Raw genomic sequence first — 18,783 nt, 5'->3', positions numbered from 1 at the left:
GTGCAATATCCACGGATGAACCGGTAGCAGTCATGTCAGAACGGTTCAGCTGTACCTGCACTGTCGTGATCGGCTAGACCCGCAGTGTCGTGAGCAGACGGTGCAGCGAGCCGCCCAGTCCCCAGCGCGCGGCCAGTTCGTCCAGCGCGGCCGGACGGCGCGGCGCGTGCGGCAGCGCCGTGTCCACCTCGGGAAGCGGCACGTCCCCGGCGACCTTGACGACGGTCGGCGCCACGGCGATGTACGGCCGTGACTCGTCGAGCCGCTTGCGCTGCGAGGGCGTCAGCCTGGCCTCCGGGTCGTCGACCGCGGCCATGATGCCGGCCAGGTCACCGAATTCGGCGAGCAGTTTGGCCGCCGTCTTCTCGCCGATGCCGGGCACTCCGGGCAGCCCGTCGCTCGGGTCGCCGCGCAGCAGTGCCAGATCCGCGTACCCCGGGCCGTCGACGCCGTACTTCTCGCGCAGCCAGGCCTCGTCGGTGAGCTGGAGCGTGCCGACACCCTTGAGCGGATACAGCACGCGCACCCCCCGCGCGTCGTCGACGAGCTGATACAGGTCGCGGTCGCCGGTGACGATGTCGACCGGACCGGTGGCGCGACCGGTGAACGTGCCGATCACGTCGTCCGCCTCGTACCCCTCGACGCCCACGCGCGCGATGCCCAGCGCGTCCAGGACCTCCTCGATGACGGGCACCTGCGGGGAGAGCGTGTCCGGCACCTCCTCCTGGTCCGGGCCGGTCTCCGTCTCCACCGCGACCCGGTGCGCCTTGTACGACGGGATCAGGTCGACCCGCCACTGCGGACGCCAGTCCGCGTCCATGCAGGCCACCAGATCGTCCGGACGGTGGTCCTTGACCAGGCGGTCGATGAACTCCAGCAGTCCGCGCACGGCGTTCACCGGTGTGCCGTCCGGGGCCTTCACGGATTCCGGCACGCCGAAATAGGCGCGGAAATACAGCGAGGCGGTGTCGAGGAGCATGAGTCGTCGCGTCGGAAGTGTCACCTTCCGCATCATGCCGTACGCCACTGACAGTGACCTGGACCACTCCCGTGTTCGCTCCGGGTGGGCGGCGGCAGCGCGGCCACTGGACGAACGCGGTTGTGCATTCAACCGTCAATGGCAGCCGGGGGCACGGAAATCATCCCTCCAGCGTGTTCCCCTGCCCCGACGGGAGGCACCTGTGTCATCCAGGCTTGAGTCCGGACGAGCCGTCCACGCCTCGTCGCGTTCCCCGGGCCCGCGGACTTCCCCGGGGCGGCCGCCGGTCCGCACGCGCGGGCGGAGCCGCCGGTGGTCGCGTACTGGCGTACGGGAAGGATCCGGACAACCGTGCCGAGGTCCGCGACCGCACCCCGCCGACGCGATCCGGGCCACGACGCCGGCCGCGCGTCCGTCGAACCGGCCGTTCCCCGGCGCCGTTCCGGGGGTTCGCCGCACATCAGCTCCGTGCGCGCGGTCCCGGCCGAACCCGACCGCCACCACGCGCCCCCGGTCGGCGCCCCGACAGGCAACTGCGCGCCGGGGCAAGGCAGTTCAGGTCATGATCGCGTCGGCGAAGGGTCCGGGCAGGGTGTCCCGCCCCCGTGATCGGCCCTTTTGCCCCGTGCGAAGGGGCGGCGGCGCCAGGCGCGCGACGGCTCGCGCGGTGGCGCGAAGTGTAACCCTCACACTCCCTCGAAGTGACAGCGATGTGACGGGTCCATGAAACGGTTTGCCGAACATGCGTAGGGTGCAAACAACTCAACAGAAGCGGCGGGCCGGAAATCCGCACGGTTCGCGGACCGACGACGCGAGGGAGGGAGCCGGAGCGATGGGCGACCACAAAGAACAGCCCCTTCGGGTGGGTGCGGCCGTACGGCGACGGCGCCGGGCACTGCGGCTCACCCTCGCCGTCGTGGCCGAACGCAGCGGCCTGTCGGTGCCCTTTCTCAGCCAGGTGGAGAACGAGCGGGCCCGGCCCAGCCGAAGTTCCCTGGAGCGGGTCGCCGACGCCCTCGGCACCACGGCCGTCGATCTGCTCGCCGCCGCCGACCCGGCGTGCAGTGTCGACGTCGTGCGCGCCGACGCCGGGGCCGAGTTCACTCCCGGAGCCCACACGCGCCCCCTGGTGCGCGGTCACCACCAGCTGCACGCCACCGAGTTCACCGGCGACCACGAGGAAGCCCGCGAACTCCAGCACCGCAACGACAAGTTGATGTACGTCGCCGACGGCGGTGTCGAGGTCGAGGCGGAGGGGCGTGCCCATCGGCTGGGACGGGGCGACACCCTCTACCTCACGGGCGGTGTGCGGCACCGCTGGCGTGCCACCGTGCCGGACACCCGGGTCGTCGTCGTGGAGGTCGCCGACCACATCGACGCGGTGGAGGACCGGCACACCTTCGGCAAGCGCTGAGCGGCGCGGACGACGGGGAGCCGGACCGGGCGGGCGCGGGCGGCCCGGGAGAGGATGGCGGGAGACAGGACGGCGCGGGAGAGGCGGACGGCGATGCGGGTGGTGTCCCTCGTGCCCTCGCTGACGGAGGCCGTGGCCGTGTCCGTGTCCGCCGTCCTGGTCGGCGCGACCGACTGGTGCAGCCACCCGGCGGACCTGGACGTCGTCCGGATCGGGGGAACCAAGAACCCCGACGTCGAGGCCGTCCTGCGGCTGGGGCCCGATCTCGTCGTCGCCAACGAGGAGGAGAACCGGGAGCCGGATCTGGCCGCCCTGCGGGATGCGGGGATCGAGGTGCTGGTCACCGAGGTGCGGGACGTGCCGGGGGCCTTTCGCGAGCTGGACCGGGTGCTCGCCGCCTGCGGCGCGCGCGGCCGTCCGCGCTGGCTGGACGCGGCGGAGGCCGCCTGGGCCGAGCCGGCCGCCCCGGACCGCCGCAGGACCGCGATCGTGCCGGTGTGGCGCCGGCCCTGGATGGTGCTGGGCCGCGACACCTTCGCCGGAGACGTGCTCGCCCGGCTGGGCGTCGACAACGTCTACGCGCGCCACGAGGAGCGCTACCCCCGCGTCCCGCTCACCGAGCTGACCGCGGCGGTCCCCGATCTCGTCGTGCTGCCCGACGAGCCGTACCGCTTCACTGCCGACGACGGGCCGGAATCCTTCGCGGAGACTCCCTGCGCCCTGGTCGACGGCCGCCTGCTGACCTGGTACGGACCGTCACTGGCCGAGGCGCCGGCGCGGCTCGGGGAAGCCCTGCGGGCAGCAGTGCCGTGACCACAGGCTCGGCCGCTGGAGCCGTCCGGGCCGCCGGACCGGGGTTCCCGACGGGGAGTTCCGGTCCGGCGGCGGGGTCCGTTCAGTCCTTGGGCCCCTCTGCCGCCAGCAGCTCCCGGAGTTCGTCCAGCGCCTCCCGGAGCCGGTCGGCGAACGTCCGCATCTGCGCGGCGACCGGCTCCGGCGTGCTCAGGTAGAGGTTGAACCGGTCGGGAAGCAGCACATAGGCCACACCGATGCACTGGCTGCTGGTCGACCCGAAGCCGAAGTACTGGATGTTGACGGACGGCGCGGAACTCGTGCTCAGGTAGTCGTCCCGCATGGTCAGCCAGCCCGGTGTCCGGTACAGCGCGGGCTGCTCGGTCACCCCGAGCTCGGCCCCCCGCCGGCGCTGGATCAGCTCCAGCTCCCACAGGTGCTGCTCCGGCACCTGCCCGGCCTGGCACGCCTTCGCGCGCGCCACATGGGCCTGGGTGGCCGCCCGGAACGCGGCGCGCCGGGCGTCCGCGTCCGCCGCCGGGTCCTCCATCGCCGCCACGAAAGCCAGCATCTCGGTGGTGACGACGCGCATCGCCTCGGTCCGCCCGTGCCGGTACTGCCGCGTGGCGATCGACTCGTACGTGGCGCCCAGGTGCCCCTTGGCGCGCTGGTGGGCGAGCTGGTAGGCGGCCTGGACGAACGCGTCCGGCGAGACCCCCAACGCCTTGGCCGCGCTGCTGCCGAAGTCCGCGAACGACAGCGTGCTGGTCGCGGTGTTCTCCCCGTACGCCGCGAACGCGTCGGCGGCGGAGCGCGCCTGGTCCCGCAGCGCGTCGTCCAGGGCGAACACGATCGGCTCCATTGCCGGCAGCCCCTGGGAGCGGGCTCCGGACTGCCGGGACTGCTCCTCGGCCGGAGTGTCGAGCAGGGCGTCGGTGAAGGTGAGGATCGTGGTCCCGTCCAGCTCGCAGTGCTCGACGTTGATGCCCGCCCGTCCGTCGGCGAAGACGACGAACGACACGGCCTTGTCGAACCAGCGGTTGCCGCGGTCGCCGTACAGCAGCTGGTCACAGGCGTCCTGGACGTCCGCGGGGGCGAAGTCCTCCAGAGCGACGCAGAACAGCGCGGTCTCGACATCGTCCAGGGCTTCGGCGTTGCGGGGGTGGCAGGCGAGAAGGGACTCCCGGGCGGCCGCCCACTCCGCGCGGGCCATGGTGGTGAGGTGGCCCACCGAGGTGTCCGCGCCGGCCGGGTCGGCCTTCATCACGGCGCGCAGCCCCGCCTCGATGTCGTCCAGGCTGTGCGGGACGCCGTCGGGACCCAGCACGTCCAGCCGGAACATGCCGCCCCGGAAGAACACCACGACGTGCCTCGCCCCGGACGGGCCCGGCCACTCCTCGGTGTGGGGGGCGCGGACGGTGTCCTGGGGCGCCCCCGGGATACGCGTGCTGGAGAACAGGAACTTGTTCTGCACCATCGACTGAGGTGCTCCGCGCTGCACCACCGGCGGAATCAGCCCCTGATCGAGCTGCCGCTTGTAGTTGAGGGCCCCGGCGACGAGCCCGGCCGCCCGTTCCACCTGTGCCTGGCCGGAGTCCTTGAACAGGAAGAAGAAGTTGGCGTTGAGGGCGATCCGGTCCCGGCGGCCCAGGTACCGGTACGGCCAGAAGTCGTCGAGCCAGCTGTGCACGCCCTCCGTGGCGTCGTACTCCTCCAGCGCGGCATGCAGCACCCGGCCCGGGCCGCCGGGCCGGAGGAAGGCGGCCACCTCCGCCTCGGTCGCCGACCGCTCGCCGGCGGTCAGCAGCGGCGTGCACCACGCGAGAAACCTCTCGCAGCTCGCGTCCAGCGTAGGCAGCGGCACGCGCGGGAGGCTGTCCTCCTGGGCGAAGGCCGGGTTGTCTGACGCGTCCTGACTGGTTGTCAACTCTGTTCTCGATTCGGATCGTCGGTACCTGTGCGCGGACCTGTGATGTCGTTGTGCGGCCGGGAAAGGTAGAGCTGTGCGTACAGCCAGCCTTCCGCCTCCAGGCCCCGTGGATCCACCCCCGCGGCCGACATGCTGTCGAGCACGAGCGCCTGCTCCTGCGGGGAGGCGAACCGTCGCTGTCTGAACACCTCGTCGACGCGGACGGTCCGGTAGCCCAGACTTGCCAGAGCGCGCTCGACGGGGTCGAAGGGGAACATCCGCAGCACGAAGTGCGCCATCCAGGGCCGGCGGACGCCCTGCGCCCGGACGACTCGCGTGAGCGTCCGCTCGGTGACATAGCCGACGCAGCCCGTAGAGATCACCAGGTCCGTACCCGAGAGCTCGGCGCGCTGTCGCGGTGTGGGCTCGTGCCGCTCCAGGTCGGCGTGCACCACGGCGTCGAGGAACCCGGCCTCGAGCGCGTAGGACAGCGCGCTGCCGGAGGTGTCGAGGCCCACGAAGCTGATGGCCTGCGGGGGTTGGCGTGAGCGGGCCAGCTCCCGGTCGCGGGCCAGCAGAGTCTCGCGGCTCTCACCCGCACGCTCCTCGTCGCCGTAGCGCGCGTACAGCTCGTCCATGGTCGCGTCGTACTTCAGCAGGGCCGCGTTGATCCCGTACGAGCAGCCGATGTCCAGCACCTTCGGTACCGCGACGTGCCGGGACTCCCGGTACTCCGTGATGAACTTGGCGAAGTAGGGCTTGGCCTGCTGGGGAACGCCGTAGTCGAGCGGGCGCAGCGCCCTGAAATAGGTTCGCGGGTCGGGCTGGTCGTAGATGTGGTCGAGTGAGACTTTTCCGGTCACGTCGAAACGCACAGGGCTTACTCCTCCGTGGATCGAGCAGGGGGAAGGAGGGGGAGAGAGGGGGGAGGGGGAAGGAGGGGAGACGGACTGCGGCGACTGCGCGTTCCCGCCGTCCGCTAGTCCAGGAGCCGGTCGCCGCGGACCGCCCTGCCCTCGGCCGCCAGATGCTCGGGCAGCACCCGGCCGAAGAGCTGCCGGGTCCGTTCCACGCTCCCGATGACGCCGGGGCGCTCGCTGTAGGCGAATATCGCGGAGTGGCGCGCGACCTCGCCGCGCACCGGGCTCACCCGGTGCAGCGAGTAGCGCCCTTTGAACAACTGCAGGTCACCCGGTTGGAGGGGAAGGCGCCGGGTCAACCGTTCGCCCCGGCCGTCCACCACGTCCCGGACGTCGTCGAAATTCTCGTCCCGCGCGGTCCGGATGTTCGGGCAGTACTCGAAGACGCCGCCGTCCTGCGCCTGCCGGGTCAGCATGCTCACGGTGAACTCGTTGGTGTCGAAGTGCCAGGGGTGCTCCATGCCCGGCGCGACGACGTTGAGCACCAGCCCGGAGAGCGGGTCCGCCAGCTCGTGCAGTTCCGGCAGTTCGAAGCAGCGGGCGATGAAGTGCCGGAACGTCAGGTCGGAGTAGAGCCGGCTGATGAGGGAGTCGGCGGGGATGCGGTCCCGCGCGACGAACGCGTTACCCCGCTCGAAGGTCCTCCGGCCGGGATGGTTCTCCGGCAGCGCCGAGTCCACCGCGATGTTGTAGACGTTCACCGTCTCGACGTCGTGGTGCGCCCGGGGGGCGATGGCCGAGCACTCCTGCCGCAGCACATCGCGCAGCGACGGGCGGACGAAGTCCGGCAGCACGGTGCAGCCGAGAGCCGACAGGTCGTGCCGGGCACGGGAGACCACGGCCTGTCCCCGGGGGCTCGCGAGTTCCGACAGGGGATAGCGGGCCGTGTCCACCAACTGATCAAGGGTCAGGGATTCCGAAGAACGCATTCGATCCTCTCCACATGCGGGGCCGCCCCTCTCGTCGGTTCCCTCGCCGGCCCGCGGTTCCACCTCTTGCGCACGCGCGGGACGAGCGACGCGCTCCGTGCGGTCGGCCGGACCTCACACGCGCCTCTTCAGTAACTCGGCTGACAGGAAGGGCACTTGAAGTTCCCACAGCGCCGCGGTGTTGTCTGTGACGCGTCGCACTGCCCCACTGTGAGCAGGTCCTGGTCACCGACGTCTACGTTCCACCCGGACCGGCGTGGTACGGCGCGACGGCATCCGCCCGGAACTCGGACGAGTATGCCGATGCCCCCGACGGGAAACCCTGCCCTCCGGATTCTCATCGTCCGAAGGGCAGGGCGTCGTCCAAGGCGTGGCAAGGCGGCCGCGGGAGGCTACGTCCGCGAAGGCGCCGCGAGCAGCTTGCCGCTGATCAGGCCGTGGGCCGTGCGGACGGCGGCCACCGACCAGGCGGTCACCAGCAGGACGTACAGGGCGACGGCGAGCACCTCGAAGGCGGCCAGTCCGGTGTGCCGGGCCAGGCCCTCCGCGCCGGTCACACAGGTGCCCACCGGGAAGGTGAACGCCCACCAGGTCATCGCGAAACCCATGCCCTCGCGGCGGGCCCGTACGACCATCGCGACGGCCAGCGCGAGCCACAGCAGCGCGAAGCCCAGCACGGGGACGCCGTAGAGCACGGCCAGGAGCGCGAAGCCCTGGTCGTAGGGGGCGGGCACCACTCCGGGCGCGGCGTCCGCGAACTTGCCCACCGCGGTCGTCGACTGGCCCAGCGGGCCGAGCACCAGGAACAGGGTCGGGGTGAGCGCGAGCGGCAGCGGACCCGCCGTGACGAGCCGGGCGAAGATGACCGGCAGCATCACGAAGGTGGCCAGCAGGCTGATCCCGAACATCGCGACGCAGGCGAGGAGCAGGGTCTCCCGGGGCTGGCCGGTCGGCAGATGCGGAACGAGGAGCGGGCCGACGGCCGCCGACACCATGGGGGCGACGATCGGCAGCAGCCACACGGGGGACGCCTGTCCGGGCTCTATGCGATGCCGGACGACCATGAGGTACGGGACGGCCACGGCGGCGACGAGTCCGATCAGCGTCCCGGCGGTGAACAGGACGGTGTCCACGGCGACGGCCGCCGGTGTCCCGATCCAGTCCCGGCCGACCAGGAGGGTGCCGCCGCCCACGGCGAGCAGGGCCATCGAGAGGCAGCCGTAGAAGGGGGCCATGGCCGGGTCGAGGAGATGGGCGCGGGCCTGGTCGCGGTGGTACGTCCAGTGCAGGGCGCGGGCGGCGAGCAGCGCCACCAGCAGGGTGAGCGAGAGGGCCCACACGAGGGTGCAGGCGGTGCGCAGGCCCGGCACGTCGACGGGGAGCCCGGCCCCCGCCGTGGCCACGATGGCGGTGCCCATCACGGAGGCGTACCAGTTCGGGCCGAGATGCCGGACAGCGGCGACGGCGCGGTTTCCCGGGACACGGGGGGTTCTCGTGTCGGGGAGGGTTCCCGCCTGATGGGCGGACAAGGGCTGGGCTGCGGTGACCATGACACCACCGTCGCGCCGCCGCGGGTTCCCCACCAGGGAGTGCGCGCCTATGACGGCATAAGCTGGCTTTATGAGCAGCAGCGCTGAGGATCGCCATGAGTAGCGGTGCTGAGGACCGGCCCGGCGCCGGGATCGCGCACCGGGTACCCGATCTGGGCGCACTGGAACTGCTGCTGGCGGTGGCGCGCCTCGGCAGTCTCGGGCGCGCCGCCCGTGAGGTGGGGATCACCCAGCCGGCGGCCAGCAGCCGTATCCGTTCCATGGAACGGCTGCTCGGGGTGGCGCTCGTCGACCGTTCGCCGCGCGGGTCCCGGCTCACCCGTGAGGGGGCGCTCGTCACGGACTGGGCCCGTCGGGTGGTGGACGCGGCCGAGGCGTTCGACGCGGGGGCGCAGGCGCTGCGGGACCGGCGCGACTCCCGGCTGCGGGTGGCCGCGAGCATGACCATCGCCGAGTACCTGCTGCCGGGCTGGCTGATCGCCCTGCGCGCCCAGCGTCCCGACACGGCCGTGTCCCTGCTCGCCGGGAACTCCGCCGGCGTCGCCGAGCGGCTCCTGACGGGGGAGGCGGACCTCGGGTTCGTCGAGGGGCTCTCGGTGCCGTCCGGTCTCGACGCCACCGTCATCGCGCACGACCGGCTGATCGTGGTGACGGCGCCCGGACACCCCTGGGCGCGTCGCCGGGCGCCCCTGGCGGCGGCGGAGCTGGCGGCCACGCCGCTCATCCTGCGCGAGGAGGGGTCGGGCACGCGTCAGGTCCTCGACTCCGCGCTCGGAGGGCTCGCGCGCCCGCTGATCGAGCTGTCGTCGACGACGGCGGTCAAGGCCTCCGCCGTCAGCGGCGCGGGACCCGCCGTGCTCAGCGAGCTGGCCCTGGGTGAGGAGCTGTCCGCCCACCGCCTGGTGGGCATCCCGCTCGCCGACGTGCAGCTCACCCGCGCCCTGCGGGCCGTCTGGCCGACGGGGCACCGGCCCACGGGCCCGGCCCGCGACCTGCTCTCGCTGACGCGGGGGGCGTAGCGGCGCAGGCTTTTTTCGCCCCCTCCGCCCCTGCCCGTCCCGTACCCGGAGGCTGCCGCCCCCGGACCCCCGCTCCGGCCTGAACGGCCTTGTCCTCAATCGCCGGACGTGCTGAGACTTTCCGGCGCCGGCGGGAAAGCCTGCGCCCCGCACCTCAATCGCCGGACGGGCTGAACTTCGACGCCGCCGTGACCAGGCCCCGCATCACCCGCAGGTCGTCTCCCATCTCCGGGTGCCACTGGACCCCCAGCACCCAGGCGGGGCCCGGGAGCTCGATCGCCTCCACGGTGCCGTCGGCCGCGTGCGCGCCGACCGTGAGACCGTCCCCGAGACGTTCCACCGCCTGATGGTGGTACGTCGGCACGGCGCACGGCTCCGGTACGAGACCGGCGTACCGCGTCCCCGGAACAGGGATCACCTCGTGGTCCCCGACGACGCCGGTGTCCTTCACATGCCCGTCGAGGTGCTGGACGAGCGTGCCGCCGAGGGACACGTTCAGGAGCTGGTGGCCCCGGCAGATGCCGAGCAGCGGGGTGCCGGAGTCCAGCGCGGCCCGGATCAGGGCGAGTTCCCAGGCGTCGCGCTCGGGGGCGGGCGGGCCCGTACGCGGTGAGCGCTCGGCACCGTACCGGGCGGGATCGACATCGGGGCCGCCCGCGACGACCACCGCGTCGAGCCGGGCGACGGTCTCGCGCGCCAGCGCCGGATCGTCCGGCGGCAGCATCACGGCGAGTCCGCCCGCCCGCTGCACGAGCCGCGGATAGCCGGCCGGCAGCAGCGCGGCCTCCAGCTCCCACACGCCCCAGCGTGCCCCGACCTCCAGATACGTACTCACACCGATCAGCGGCCTGCCCACGCGCTACTCCCTCGGATCCGGGTCACCACGGCGCCCATGAACGGCGACGCCAATGGAAAGATCTCATACCTTTACGGCGCGAGGGGCGCAACGCGGGACTCCACGCGGCGCCCCCTCTCGCGCCGGGACCCGCGCGTCCCGCTCACGCCAGGAATCCCCGCAGCAGGGCCGCCGTGCCCGCGCAGTGCTCCCGCATCATCTCCCGCGCGCCGTCCGCGTCCCCGTCGAGCACCGCCTCGACGATCGCGGTGTGCTGGCGCTGCGAGTGCTCCAGGTTGCGGACGAGCAGCGGGATGCAGTCGAGCAGGTCGTTGACCCCGGCGCGGACGGCCGCGTACCGCTCCGTGAGGGAAGGGGAGCCGCACAACTCCGCGAGGGTGAGGTGGAGCCTGGTGTCCAGGCGCCGGTAGTCGGCCAGCGGGGCGTCGTTCGTGCGCTCCAGCGCCTCGCGCAGGCGCCCGGCCTGCTCCGCGTCGAGCCCGTGTGCCGCGCACAGCCCGGCCGCGCCCACCTCCAGGACCTCACGGAAGCGCAGCACGTCCTCGATGTCGACCGCGGCCACCCGGCGGCGCAGCTCGTGCTCGCCCGGTGTGTCGGTGCGCGCCAGCACGAAGGTGCCGCCGTACCGGCCGCGCCGCGACTCGACCAGACCCTGGTCCTGGAGCACCTTCAGGACCTCGCGCAGCGTCACCCGGCTGATGCCGAGCCGCTCGGCCAGCTCCCGCTCCGAGGGCAGCCGGCCACCGCCCGGCACCAGGCCGAGCCGGACGATCTGGAGGATCTGCTCCAGTGCCTCCTCGAAGCCGTTGCCCGCCCGCACCGGCCGCAGGACCGGCGTCAGCCGGTCGTCCGTGCCGCGGTCGGGTTGCGCCCGCGTCATCAGGTCGCGCCCCCTTCCCAAGCAATGGTTCTCCGCAATACCTTATGGCCCTCGGCTGACCCAAGGAGGCTTTTCCGGTGGCAGACCGCACACCCCCGCTCTCCGTCGAAGAACTGCGCCGTCTGGTCGAGGCCGGTGACATCGACACGGTCGTCCTGGCCTTCCCCGACATGCAGGGGCGGCTCCAGGGCAAGCGGTTCGCCGCGGCCTTCTTCCTCGACGAGGTCCTGGAGCACGGCACGGAGGGCTGCAACTACCTCCTCGCCGTCGACACCGACATGAACACCGTCGACGGATACGCCATGTCCTCCTGGGACCGCGGCTACGGCGACTTCGCCATGCACCCCGATCCCGCCACCCTGCGGCGCGTTCCCTGGAACGCCGGCACCGCCCTGCTCATCGCCGACCTCGCCTGGAACGACGGCTCCCCGGTGGTCGCCGCGCCCCGCCAGATCCTGCGCCGCCAGCTCGAACGCCTCGCCGCGCTCGGCTACACAGCCCAGGTCGGCACCGAGCTGGAGTTCATCGTCTTCAAGGACACCTACGAGCAGGCCTGGGACACCGGCTACCGGGGACTCACCCCGGCCAACCAGTACAACATCGACTACTCGGTCCTCGGGACCGGACGCGTCGAGCCCCTGCTGCGCCGCATCCGCAACGAGATGCAGGCCGCGGGCCTGACCGTCGAGTCCGCCAAGGGGGAGTGCAACCCCGGCCAGCACGAGATCGCCTTCAAGTACGACGAGGCACTCGTCACCTGCGACCAGCACGCCGTCTACAAGACCGGCGCCAAGGAGATCGCCTCCCAGGCGGGCGTCTCCCTCACTTTCATGGCGAAGTACAACGAACGCGAGGGCAACTCCTGCCACATCCACCTCTCGCTCGCCGACGCCGACGGAGCCAACGTGATGGCCGGCTCCGCGCAGGACCCGGGCGGCATGTCGGAGGTCATGCGCCACTTCCTCGCCGGACAACTGGCCGCCCTGCGCGACTTCTCCCTCCTCTACGCGCCCAACATCAACTCGTACAAGCGGTTCCAGCCCGGCTCCTTCGCCCCGACCGCCGTCGCCTGGGGCCACGACAACCGCACCTGCGCGCTCCGCGTCGTCGGCCACGGCCGGTCGATGCGCTTCGAGAACCGGCTGCCCGGCGGCGACGTCAACCCGCATCTGGCCGTCGCCGGACTCGTGGCGGCCGGTCTGTACGGCATCGAGCGGAAGCTGGAGCTGCCCGAGGCGTGCTCGGGCAACGCCTACACCGCCGAGTACGCGCACGTCCCCACCACCCTGCGCGAGGCCGCCGGGCTCTGGGAGAACAGCCCGATCGCCCGGGCCGCCTTCGGCGACGAGGTGGTCGAGCACTACCGCAACATGGCGCGCGTCGAACTGGAGGCCTTCGACGCCGCGGTGACCGACTGGGAGCTGCGCCGCTCCTTCGAACGCCTGTGAGGACACCCTTGCCGCACCCGCACGCATCGCAGCCGCACGCATCGCACCCGGACGTGCCGCGCCCGTCGTACCCGTACACCTCGGCCCCGTACGACCACGAACTCCAGGTGCTCGACCCGGCCACCGAAGAGGTCGTCGCCACCGTCCCGGCCGCCACCGCCCAGGACGTGGCGGACGCCGTCGTCCGGGCCGGCCGGGCGCAGGCCGGCTGGGCCGCCCTCGCGCCCGCCGACCGGGCCAGGCTGCTGCGCCGCTTCGCGGCCGTCGTCGACGGCCACATCGAGGAACTGGCCCGCCTGGAGGTGCGCGAGGCCGGCCACACCCTGGGCAACGCCCGCTGGGAGGCGGGCAACGTCCGCGATCTGCTCGACTACGCCGCCGGGGGAGTGGAGCGGCTGACCGGCCGTCAGATCCCCGTCCCCGGCGGTCTCGACATCACCCTTCTCGAACCGCTCGGCGTCGTCGGCGTCATCGCGCCCTGGAACTTCCCGATGCCCATCGCCGCCTGGGGCACCGCACCCGCCCTCGCCGCGGGCAACGCAGTCATCCTCAAACCCGCCGAGACGACCCCGCTCACGGCACTGCGGCTGGCCGAACTCGCCCTGGAGGCAGGACTGCCGGAACACCTCTTCCAGGTGCTGCCGGGCGCGGGTCCCGTCGCGGGCGACGCGCTCGTCGGACACCCCGGCGTCGCGAAGATCGTCTTCACCGGGTCGACCGCCGTCGGCAAGCAGGTGCTGGCGAAGGGCTCCGCCCTCCTCAAGCGCGTCACCCTCGAACTCGGCGGCAAGAGCCCCAACATCGTCTTCGCCGACGCCGACATCGAGGCCGCCGCGGCCGCCGCCCCCATGTCCTTCCTCGACAACTCCGGCCAGGACTGCTGCGCCCGCACCCGCATCCTCGTCCAGCGTTCCGTCCACGACCGGTTCCTCGAACTCCTCGCCCCGGCCGTCGAGTCGATCGTCGTCGGCGACCCCTCCGACGAGCGGACCCAGATGGGCCCGCTGATCTCCGGGGCTCAGCTGGAACGCGTACGGTCCTACGTCGACGCCGACGCGCCCGGCATCCGGGGCAAGGCCCCCGAGGGCCCCGGCTTCTGGTTCGCGCCCACCGTCCTCACCGGCGTCGACCCCGGCGCGCGCGTGGCGGTCGAGGAGGTCTTCGGCCCCGTCGCCGTCGTGCTGCCCTTCGAGGACGAGGCCGACGCGATCCGGCTCGCCAACGCCACCGACTACGGCCTGTCCGGCTCCATCTGGACCCGCGACGTCGGCCGCGCCCTGCGCGTCTCCCAGGCCGTCCGGGCCGGCAACCTGTCCGTCAACTCCCACTCCAGCGTCCGCTACTGGACCCCCTTCGGCGGCTTCAAGCAGTCGGGAATCGGCCGCGAACTCGGCCCGGACGCCCTCACCGCCTTCACCGAGACCAAGAACGTCTTCATCAGCACGGAGGGTCCCGCACAGTGACTTCAGACACCCCCGAGATCATCTGCCGCCGCCTGGTGGGCCGCACCGCCGTCATCACCGGCGCCGCCAGCGGCATCGGCCTCGCCACCGCGCGCCGGCTCGCCTCCGAGGGAGCCCACGTCGTCTGCGGCGACATCGACGAACAGCACGGGAAGGCCGTGGCCGCGGAGGTCGGCGGCACCTTCGTCAAGGTCGACGTGACCGACCCCGAACAGGTCGAGACCCTGTTCAGGACGGCGTACGACACCTACGGCTCGGTCGACATCGCCTTCAACAACGCGGGCATCTCGCCGCCCGACGACGACTCCATCCTGGACACGGGACTGGAGGCATGGAAGCGCGTCCAGGAGGTCAACCTCACCTCCGTCTACCTGTGCTGCAAGGCCGCCATCCCCTACATGCGCCGCCAGGGCAGGGGCTCCGTCATCAACACCGCCTCCTTCGTGGCCCGGATGGGCGCGGCGACGTCCCAGATCTCGTACACGGCCTCCAAGGGCGGTGTCCTGGCCATGTCCCGTGAACTGGGCGTCCAGTTCGCCCGGGAGGGCATCCGGGTCAACGCCCTGTGCCCCGGACCGGTCAACACCCCACTGCTCCAGGAGCTGTTCGCCAAGGACCCCGAGCGGGCCGCGCGCCGGCTCGTTCACATCCCGGTCGGCCGGTTCGCCGAGGCGGACGAGATCGCGGCGGCCGTCGCGTTCCTCGCCAGCGACGACTCCTCCTTCGTGAACGCCACCGACTTCCTTGTGGACGGGGGCATTTCAGGCGCCTACGTCACACCGCTGTAGCCCGCACGCGCGAACGGTCCGCGGGCGGCAGGCCCCAGGGTGCGGCCCCGTGGGGCGATCCCGCGGACCCGTTGTACCGCTCGTCCCGGCACGTCCTAGAGTGCCGGGATGAGCATGACGCCTCCACCCGGCTGGTACCGCGACCCTTCGTACCCGCTCGTCGAGCGCTGGTGGGACGGGACCACGTGGACCGACCACCGGCGTCAGCCCGAGACCCCCCAACAGCCCCTGATACAGACCCCGCCGCCCGGCGGCTCCGGACGCGCCAAGGCCGTCGCCCTCGTGACGGCCGCCGTCGTCCTCGTGGCCGCGATCGTCACCGGCGCCGTGCTGCTGCGCCGCGACGACGGCGGCGACGAGGCCGCGGCGCAGACCACGCCCGCGGCCGCCTCCCCCACCCGGAGCGACGGCCCCTCACCGTCACCGTCCGGCCCCTCGCCGTCGGCCGGTGACCCGTCCGTCGTCGTGGACGAACTCGACGGCATCACCTTCCCGGTCCTCGACGGCTGGGCGAAACCGCAGTACGTCGCCGACCACGACATGGTGCTGACGACCCCGCGGACCTACGACTGCCCGGGCGACCCCGGCCTCTGCCGGCACGGACGGGTCGAGGCGCGTACCGCGACGGCCACCGACGAGACGTCGCCGAAGGCCCTCGCCGAGGGGGACATCGAGGACGCCGCCGACAGCGCGTACGGACACGACCTCGTCGGCAGCCGCCCCTTCCGGGGCATCACCTCCCACCGGCTGGTGAAGTCCGGCTCGGTCGCCGTCGCCGGGCGCGCCGGATATCTCGTCCGCTGGAAGGTCAAGACCGGTGTGGGGCCCGGGGGTTACGTCGAGTCGCTGGCCTTCCCGTCCAGCGTGGGCTCGCAGTCCCTGGTCATCGTCCGGTTCGCCTTCGACGCCGGTGCCGACGGGCCGCCGCTGTCCGACATGGACCGGATCACCGAAGGCATCCGCTCGGTGGGCGACAAGGACACCGGCGGCGGTGTGGGCAGCAGCATCGGCCCGTCCCAGTGAACGACGCCCGCCGGGCCGGGGGACAGGCGTCCTCCGGCCCGGCGGGCGTGATCCCGCGGATCAGAGGAAGGTGTGGCCCTCGCCGCGATACGTCGGGACGGAGGCCGTGACGGTGTCGCCCTCCACGAGGTGCAGGGTGTCGAACCGCTCGCACAGCTCACCGGCCTTCGCGTGCCGGAACCACACCTTGTCGCCGATGAGCAGATCGTCCGCCGGGGAGCCGAGCAGCGGCGTCTGCACCTCGCCGGGACCCTCCTGGGGGTCGTACGACAGTCCCTCCGGCAGATACGGGACGGGCAGCCGGTCCGCGCCCGCGGCCCCGGACGCGGGATATCCGCCGCCCAGCACGGTCACCACACCCACACCGGGCCGGCGCACCACGGGCTGGGCGAACAGCGCCGCCGGGCGTCCGCTGAAGGACGTGTAGTTGTCGAAGAGCCTCGGCACATACAGTCCCGACCCGGCCGCGATCTCCGTGACCGCGTCCTCGGCCGCCGTGTGCTGGACGCTGCCGGTGCCGCCGCCGTTGACGAATTCGAGGTCCGGTTCGACGGCCCGTACGGCCCGGACGACCTCCGCGCGCCGCTCGGCGAGCTCCTTGCGTGCCGTGGCCTGCATCAGCCGTACGGCACGCGAGCGCAGCGGCCGACCCGAGACCGCGTCGCCGACGCCCGCTATGTGGCCCTCGTACGCCATGATCCCCACCAGCTTGAACCCGGGGGCGCGTCCGATGAAACGGGCCATCTCGGCCACCTGGGCGGGGGAGTGCAGCGGCGAACGCAGCGCCCCGACCCGGACCCGGCCGCCGAACAGCTTGAGCGAGGTGTCCAGCTCCAGGCAGACCCGCACGACCTCGGTGCCACCCTCGCGTGCCTCGTCGATGAGGCGGAGCTGCGCCGGATCGTCGACCATGACGGTCACCGCGGCGGCGAGCTTGGGGTCGGCGGTCAGCTCCGCGTAGCCCTTGCGGTCGGCCGACGGATAGGCGAGCAGGACGTCGTCGAAACCGGACCTGGCCAGCCACAGCGACTCGGCGAGAGTGAACGACATGATCCCCGCGAAGCCCTCCCGGGCCAGGACGCGTTCCAGGAGAGTGCGGCAGCGGACGGACTTGCTGGCGACACGGATCGGCTTCCCGCCGGCCCTGCGGACCAAATCGTCCGCGTTCGCGTCGAAGGCCTCCAGGTCCACGATGGCGACGGGGGCGTCGAGGTGAGCGGTGGCCCGGTCGTAGCGGGCCCTGTCGGCGGCACGGGCAGTCATGGACGAAGACTGCCAGACTCCATTACCGCAGGGTAGGGGGACGTTCCGGGCAGATGCCCCGGGGCCTCGTACTGGTTCCCGCCCGGGGCGCGTCAACCCGTAGAGTGACGCGGACGCAGGGAGGAACGACCTTGCCCCGGCGGACCCTGCCCGGGTGACGGTCCACCGGTGCGGGTATGCGTGCCCGTGGCGAACCTTCAGCGCACACGGAACGGCTCGCCGGGTCACGGGGCGTCCGACAGCCCGGTACGAGGAAACGGGGGGTGCATGGGTACGGAAGCGCGGCGCGCCTCGCATTCCCAGCGTCCCTCCGTCCCGCCCGCCTCGGCGCCGCAGGCCTCCCGGACTCCGCCGCCCCCCGCGAACCCACCGGGCGGTCCGGCTCCGGCTCACCCGCCGGTTCCGCCGAAGCCGGTCCGGTCGCCCGGGCCGGACCTGTCGGGCGGGGAGGACTGGTCCGCCGAGGACCCCACGCCGAGCACTCAGGGCTCCCCCTCCGGATCCGGGCAGTCGGCGTCCGACCGCGCTGCGGCGGTCCCGCCGCGCCCCGCGAGCCCGCCCCGTGGCGCGGCCCCGTCGGTGCCGCCCCAGCCCGCAGGGCCGCCGTCCGCGCCGACGCGGTCCGGTGCGCCGGGCGGACGATCCGCCGGCGGAGGCGGTTTCCGCTCCTCCGGCGATGCCTCCGCGCCGGGTTCCGCCCCGGCTTCATCCGCCGGGCCGAGGCCCGGACACGCCCCTCGGGTGCCCGCGCCGCCGCCGTCCTTCGACTTCTTCGACATGTCCACGGAGCCCGAGGCACCGTCCGGTACGACGAACGCCCCGAGGCCTGCTTCGCCGTCCGAGCCGCGGCCGGCCCCGTCCGGTACAAGGGCGTCCACCGGGCCCGGCGGGACCGGTGCCGTTTCGCCCGGCAGGCAGGGTGCCGCCACGTCCGGCGTGCCGGATTCAGCCGCTTCCCGTGCCCCGAGGCCCGACGCGCTCGCCCGGCCGAGGGCTGCTTCGGCCGGTGCGTCCGGTACCCCTGGGACGGCTTCGTCCGGCGGGCCGGCATCCGCCTCGACCCGCGCGGGGGACTCCTCGGAGCCGGGCGCGTCCCGTGCGCCGGAGTTCGCTTCACCCGGCGCCCCGGGGTCCGCCTCACCTGCCGCACCGGAGTCCGTCTCGCCCGGCAGGCCATGGTCGGCCTCGTCCGGTACCTCAGGGTCCGACGCGCCGCGGTCCACTCCGACGGGGACGCCGGGGGCCGGCCGCCGAGAGGACACCGCAACCGGCACCCAGGGGTCCGACACGCCGGGCTCCGACCCGTCCGGAACGCCGGAGCGCGACCCGCGATGGTCCGCCCCGACCGGTTCGGCATCGTCCGCCGTGCCGCGCCCGGCGACGCCGTCCAACGCGCCGCGCCCCGGGTCGCAAGCCACTCCGTACGGCTCCGCGACCTCCCCGCCGGAGAGCCCGGTCCCACCGTCGGCGGCTTCACGGCGCTCCGCGTCGGGCGCGGCTCCGCAGGGTCCCGGATCCGCGTCGAGGCCGGAGGCCCGGCGCTACCCCCA

The 18,783-nt window shown here is 72.8% G+C and carries 15 protein-coding genes; 7 read left to right on the top strand and 8 right to left on the bottom strand.

Going from position 1 to position 18,783, the window contains the following annotated elements:
* Positions 1 to 73: 73 nt before the first annotated feature.
* Entirely contained in the window at positions 74 to 1,012 is a 939-nt protein-coding gene (locus OG485_RS10880; protein ID WP_328674305.1) for a 5'-3' exonuclease, read from the bottom strand.
* Between the two features lie 799 nt (positions 1,013 to 1,811).
* Here OG485_RS10880 and OG485_RS10875 point away from each other — a divergent pair.
* Both OG485_RS10875 and OG485_RS10870 read left to right on the top strand, forming a co-directional pair.
* Positions 1,812 to 2,393: a helix-turn-helix domain-containing protein gene (locus OG485_RS10875; protein WP_326788800.1), complete on the top strand. Its 582-nt coding sequence runs from the start codon at positions 1,812 to 1,814 to the stop codon at positions 2,391 to 2,393.
* A 93-nt stretch (positions 2,394 to 2,486) separates the two neighbouring features.
* Positions 2,487 to 3,206 carry a helical backbone metal receptor gene (locus OG485_RS10870; protein WP_328667858.1) on the top strand — a complete coding sequence of 240 codons (720 nt, stop codon included), beginning with the start codon at positions 2,487 to 2,489 and terminating at the stop codon, positions 3,204 to 3,206.
* Positions 3,207 to 3,288: 82 nt separating this feature from the next.
* Here the strand turns inward: OG485_RS10870 and OG485_RS10865 are convergent, their stop codons facing one another.
* From OG485_RS10865 to OG485_RS10850, 4 genes are all read right to left on the bottom strand, one after another.
* Positions 3,289 to 5,049: a choline/carnitine O-acyltransferase gene (locus tag OG485_RS10865; protein WP_328667857.1), complete on the bottom strand. Its 1,761-nt coding sequence runs from the start codon at positions 5,047 to 5,049 to the stop codon at positions 3,289 to 3,291.
* A 59-nt stretch (positions 5,050 to 5,108) separates the two neighbouring features.
* A complete protein-coding gene (locus OG485_RS10860; protein WP_328667856.1) occupies positions 5,109 to 5,969 on the bottom strand; it encodes a class I SAM-dependent methyltransferase in 861 nt (286 codons plus the stop codon).
* Positions 5,970 to 6,073: 104 nt separating this feature from the next.
* A complete protein-coding gene (locus OG485_RS10855; RefSeq protein ID WP_328667855.1) occupies positions 6,074 to 6,943 on the bottom strand; it encodes a HalD/BesD family halogenase in 870 nt (289 codons plus the stop codon).
* Between the two features lie 392 nt (positions 6,944 to 7,335).
* Positions 7,336 to 8,493 carry a TDT family transporter gene (locus tag OG485_RS10850; protein ID WP_328667854.1) on the bottom strand — a complete coding sequence of 386 codons (1,158 nt, stop codon included), beginning with the start codon at positions 8,491 to 8,493 and terminating at the stop codon, positions 7,336 to 7,338.
* Between the two features lie 95 nt (positions 8,494 to 8,588).
* On the opposite strand from OG485_RS10850, the gene OG485_RS10845 reads away from it, so the two are divergent.
* On the top strand, positions 8,589 to 9,512 hold the full coding sequence (locus OG485_RS10845) for a LysR family transcriptional regulator (protein WP_328667853.1): 924 nt from the start codon (positions 8,589 to 8,591) through the stop codon (positions 9,510 to 9,512).
* Between the two features lie 154 nt (positions 9,513 to 9,666).
* Here OG485_RS10845 and OG485_RS10840 read toward each other — a convergent pair whose 3' ends face one another.
* The gene (locus OG485_RS10840; protein WP_328667852.1) at positions 9,667 to 10,368 is read right to left on the bottom strand and encodes a gamma-glutamyl-gamma-aminobutyrate hydrolase family protein; all 702 of its coding nucleotides are present in this window, start codon (positions 10,366 to 10,368) and stop codon (positions 9,667 to 9,669) included.
* Between the two features lie 142 nt (positions 10,369 to 10,510).
* Positions 10,511 to 11,248, bottom strand: coding sequence for a FadR/GntR family transcriptional regulator (locus tag OG485_RS10835; RefSeq protein ID WP_326788808.1), 738 nt, complete (start codon positions 11,246 to 11,248; stop codon positions 10,511 to 10,513).
* Positions 11,249 to 11,325: 77 nt separating this feature from the next.
* Between OG485_RS10835 and OG485_RS10830 the strand changes: the two genes are divergently transcribed.
* The 4 genes from OG485_RS10830 to OG485_RS10815 all read left to right on the top strand — a co-directional run bounded on the left by OG485_RS10830 (position 11,326) and on the right by OG485_RS10815 (position 15,970).
* Positions 11,326 to 12,696: a glutamine synthetase family protein gene (locus tag OG485_RS10830; protein ID WP_328667851.1), complete on the top strand. Its 1,371-nt coding sequence runs from the start codon at positions 11,326 to 11,328 to the stop codon at positions 12,694 to 12,696.
* Positions 12,697 to 12,749: 53 nt separating this feature from the next.
* The gene (locus OG485_RS10825) at positions 12,750 to 14,159 is read left to right on the top strand and encodes an aldehyde dehydrogenase family protein (protein WP_328667850.1); all 1,410 of its coding nucleotides are present in this window, start codon (positions 12,750 to 12,752) and stop codon (positions 14,157 to 14,159) included.
* The gene (locus OG485_RS10820) at positions 14,156 to 14,947 is read left to right on the top strand and encodes a 3-oxoacyl-ACP reductase (protein ID WP_328667849.1); all 792 of its coding nucleotides are present in this window, start codon (positions 14,156 to 14,158) and stop codon (positions 14,945 to 14,947) included. Before OG485_RS10825 ends, OG485_RS10820 begins: the two co-directional genes overlap by 4 nt.
* A 108-nt stretch (positions 14,948 to 15,055) precedes the next feature.
* Positions 15,056 to 15,970: a DUF2510 domain-containing protein gene (locus OG485_RS10815; RefSeq protein ID WP_328667848.1), complete on the top strand. Its 915-nt coding sequence runs from the start codon at positions 15,056 to 15,058 to the stop codon at positions 15,968 to 15,970.
* 60 nt (positions 15,971 to 16,030) lie between these two features.
* Here OG485_RS10815 and OG485_RS10810 read toward each other — a convergent pair whose 3' ends face one another.
* A complete protein-coding gene (locus OG485_RS10810; RefSeq protein ID WP_328667847.1) occupies positions 16,031 to 17,233 on the bottom strand; it encodes an amino acid deaminase/aldolase in 1,203 nt (400 codons plus the stop codon).
* Positions 17,234 to 18,783: the final 1,550 nt, after the last annotated feature.

The organism is Streptomyces sp. NBC_00328 (assembly GCF_036139655.1).
GTDB lineage: Bacteria > Actinomycetota > Actinomycetes > Streptomycetales > Streptomycetaceae > Streptomyces.
This window is presented reverse-complemented; position numbering and strand designations above follow the sequence as displayed.

Coding starts and splice junctions, on each gene's coding strand:
- OG485_RS10880 (WP_328674305.1), bottom strand. CDS start 1,012: ATGCGGAAGGTGACACTTCCGACGCGACGACTCATGCTCCTCGACACC.
- OG485_RS10875 (WP_326788800.1), top strand. CDS start 1,812: ATGGGCGACCACAAAGAACAGCCCCTTCGGGTGGGTGCGGCCGTACGG.
- OG485_RS10870 (WP_328667858.1), top strand. CDS start 2,487: ATGCGGGTGGTGTCCCTCGTGCCCTCGCTGACGGAGGCCGTGGCCGTG.
- OG485_RS10855 (WP_328667855.1), bottom strand. CDS start 6,943: ATGCGTTCTTCGGAATCCCTGACCCTTGATCAGTTGGTGGACACGGCC.
- OG485_RS10850 (WP_328667854.1), bottom strand. CDS start 8,493: ATGGTCACCGCAGCCCAGCCCTTGTCCGCCCATCAGGCGGGAACCCTC.
- OG485_RS10845 (WP_328667853.1), top strand. CDS start 8,589: ATGAGTAGCGGTGCTGAGGACCGGCCCGGCGCCGGGATCGCGCACCGG.
- OG485_RS10835 (WP_326788808.1), bottom strand. CDS start 11,248: ATGACGCGGGCGCAACCCGACCGCGGCACGGACGACCGGCTGACGCCG.
- OG485_RS10815 (WP_328667848.1), top strand. CDS start 15,056: ATGAGCATGACGCCTCCACCCGGCTGGTACCGCGACCCTTCGTACCCG.
- OG485_RS10810 (WP_328667847.1), bottom strand. CDS start 17,233: ATGACTGCCCGTGCCGCCGACAGGGCCCGCTACGACCGGGCCACCGCT.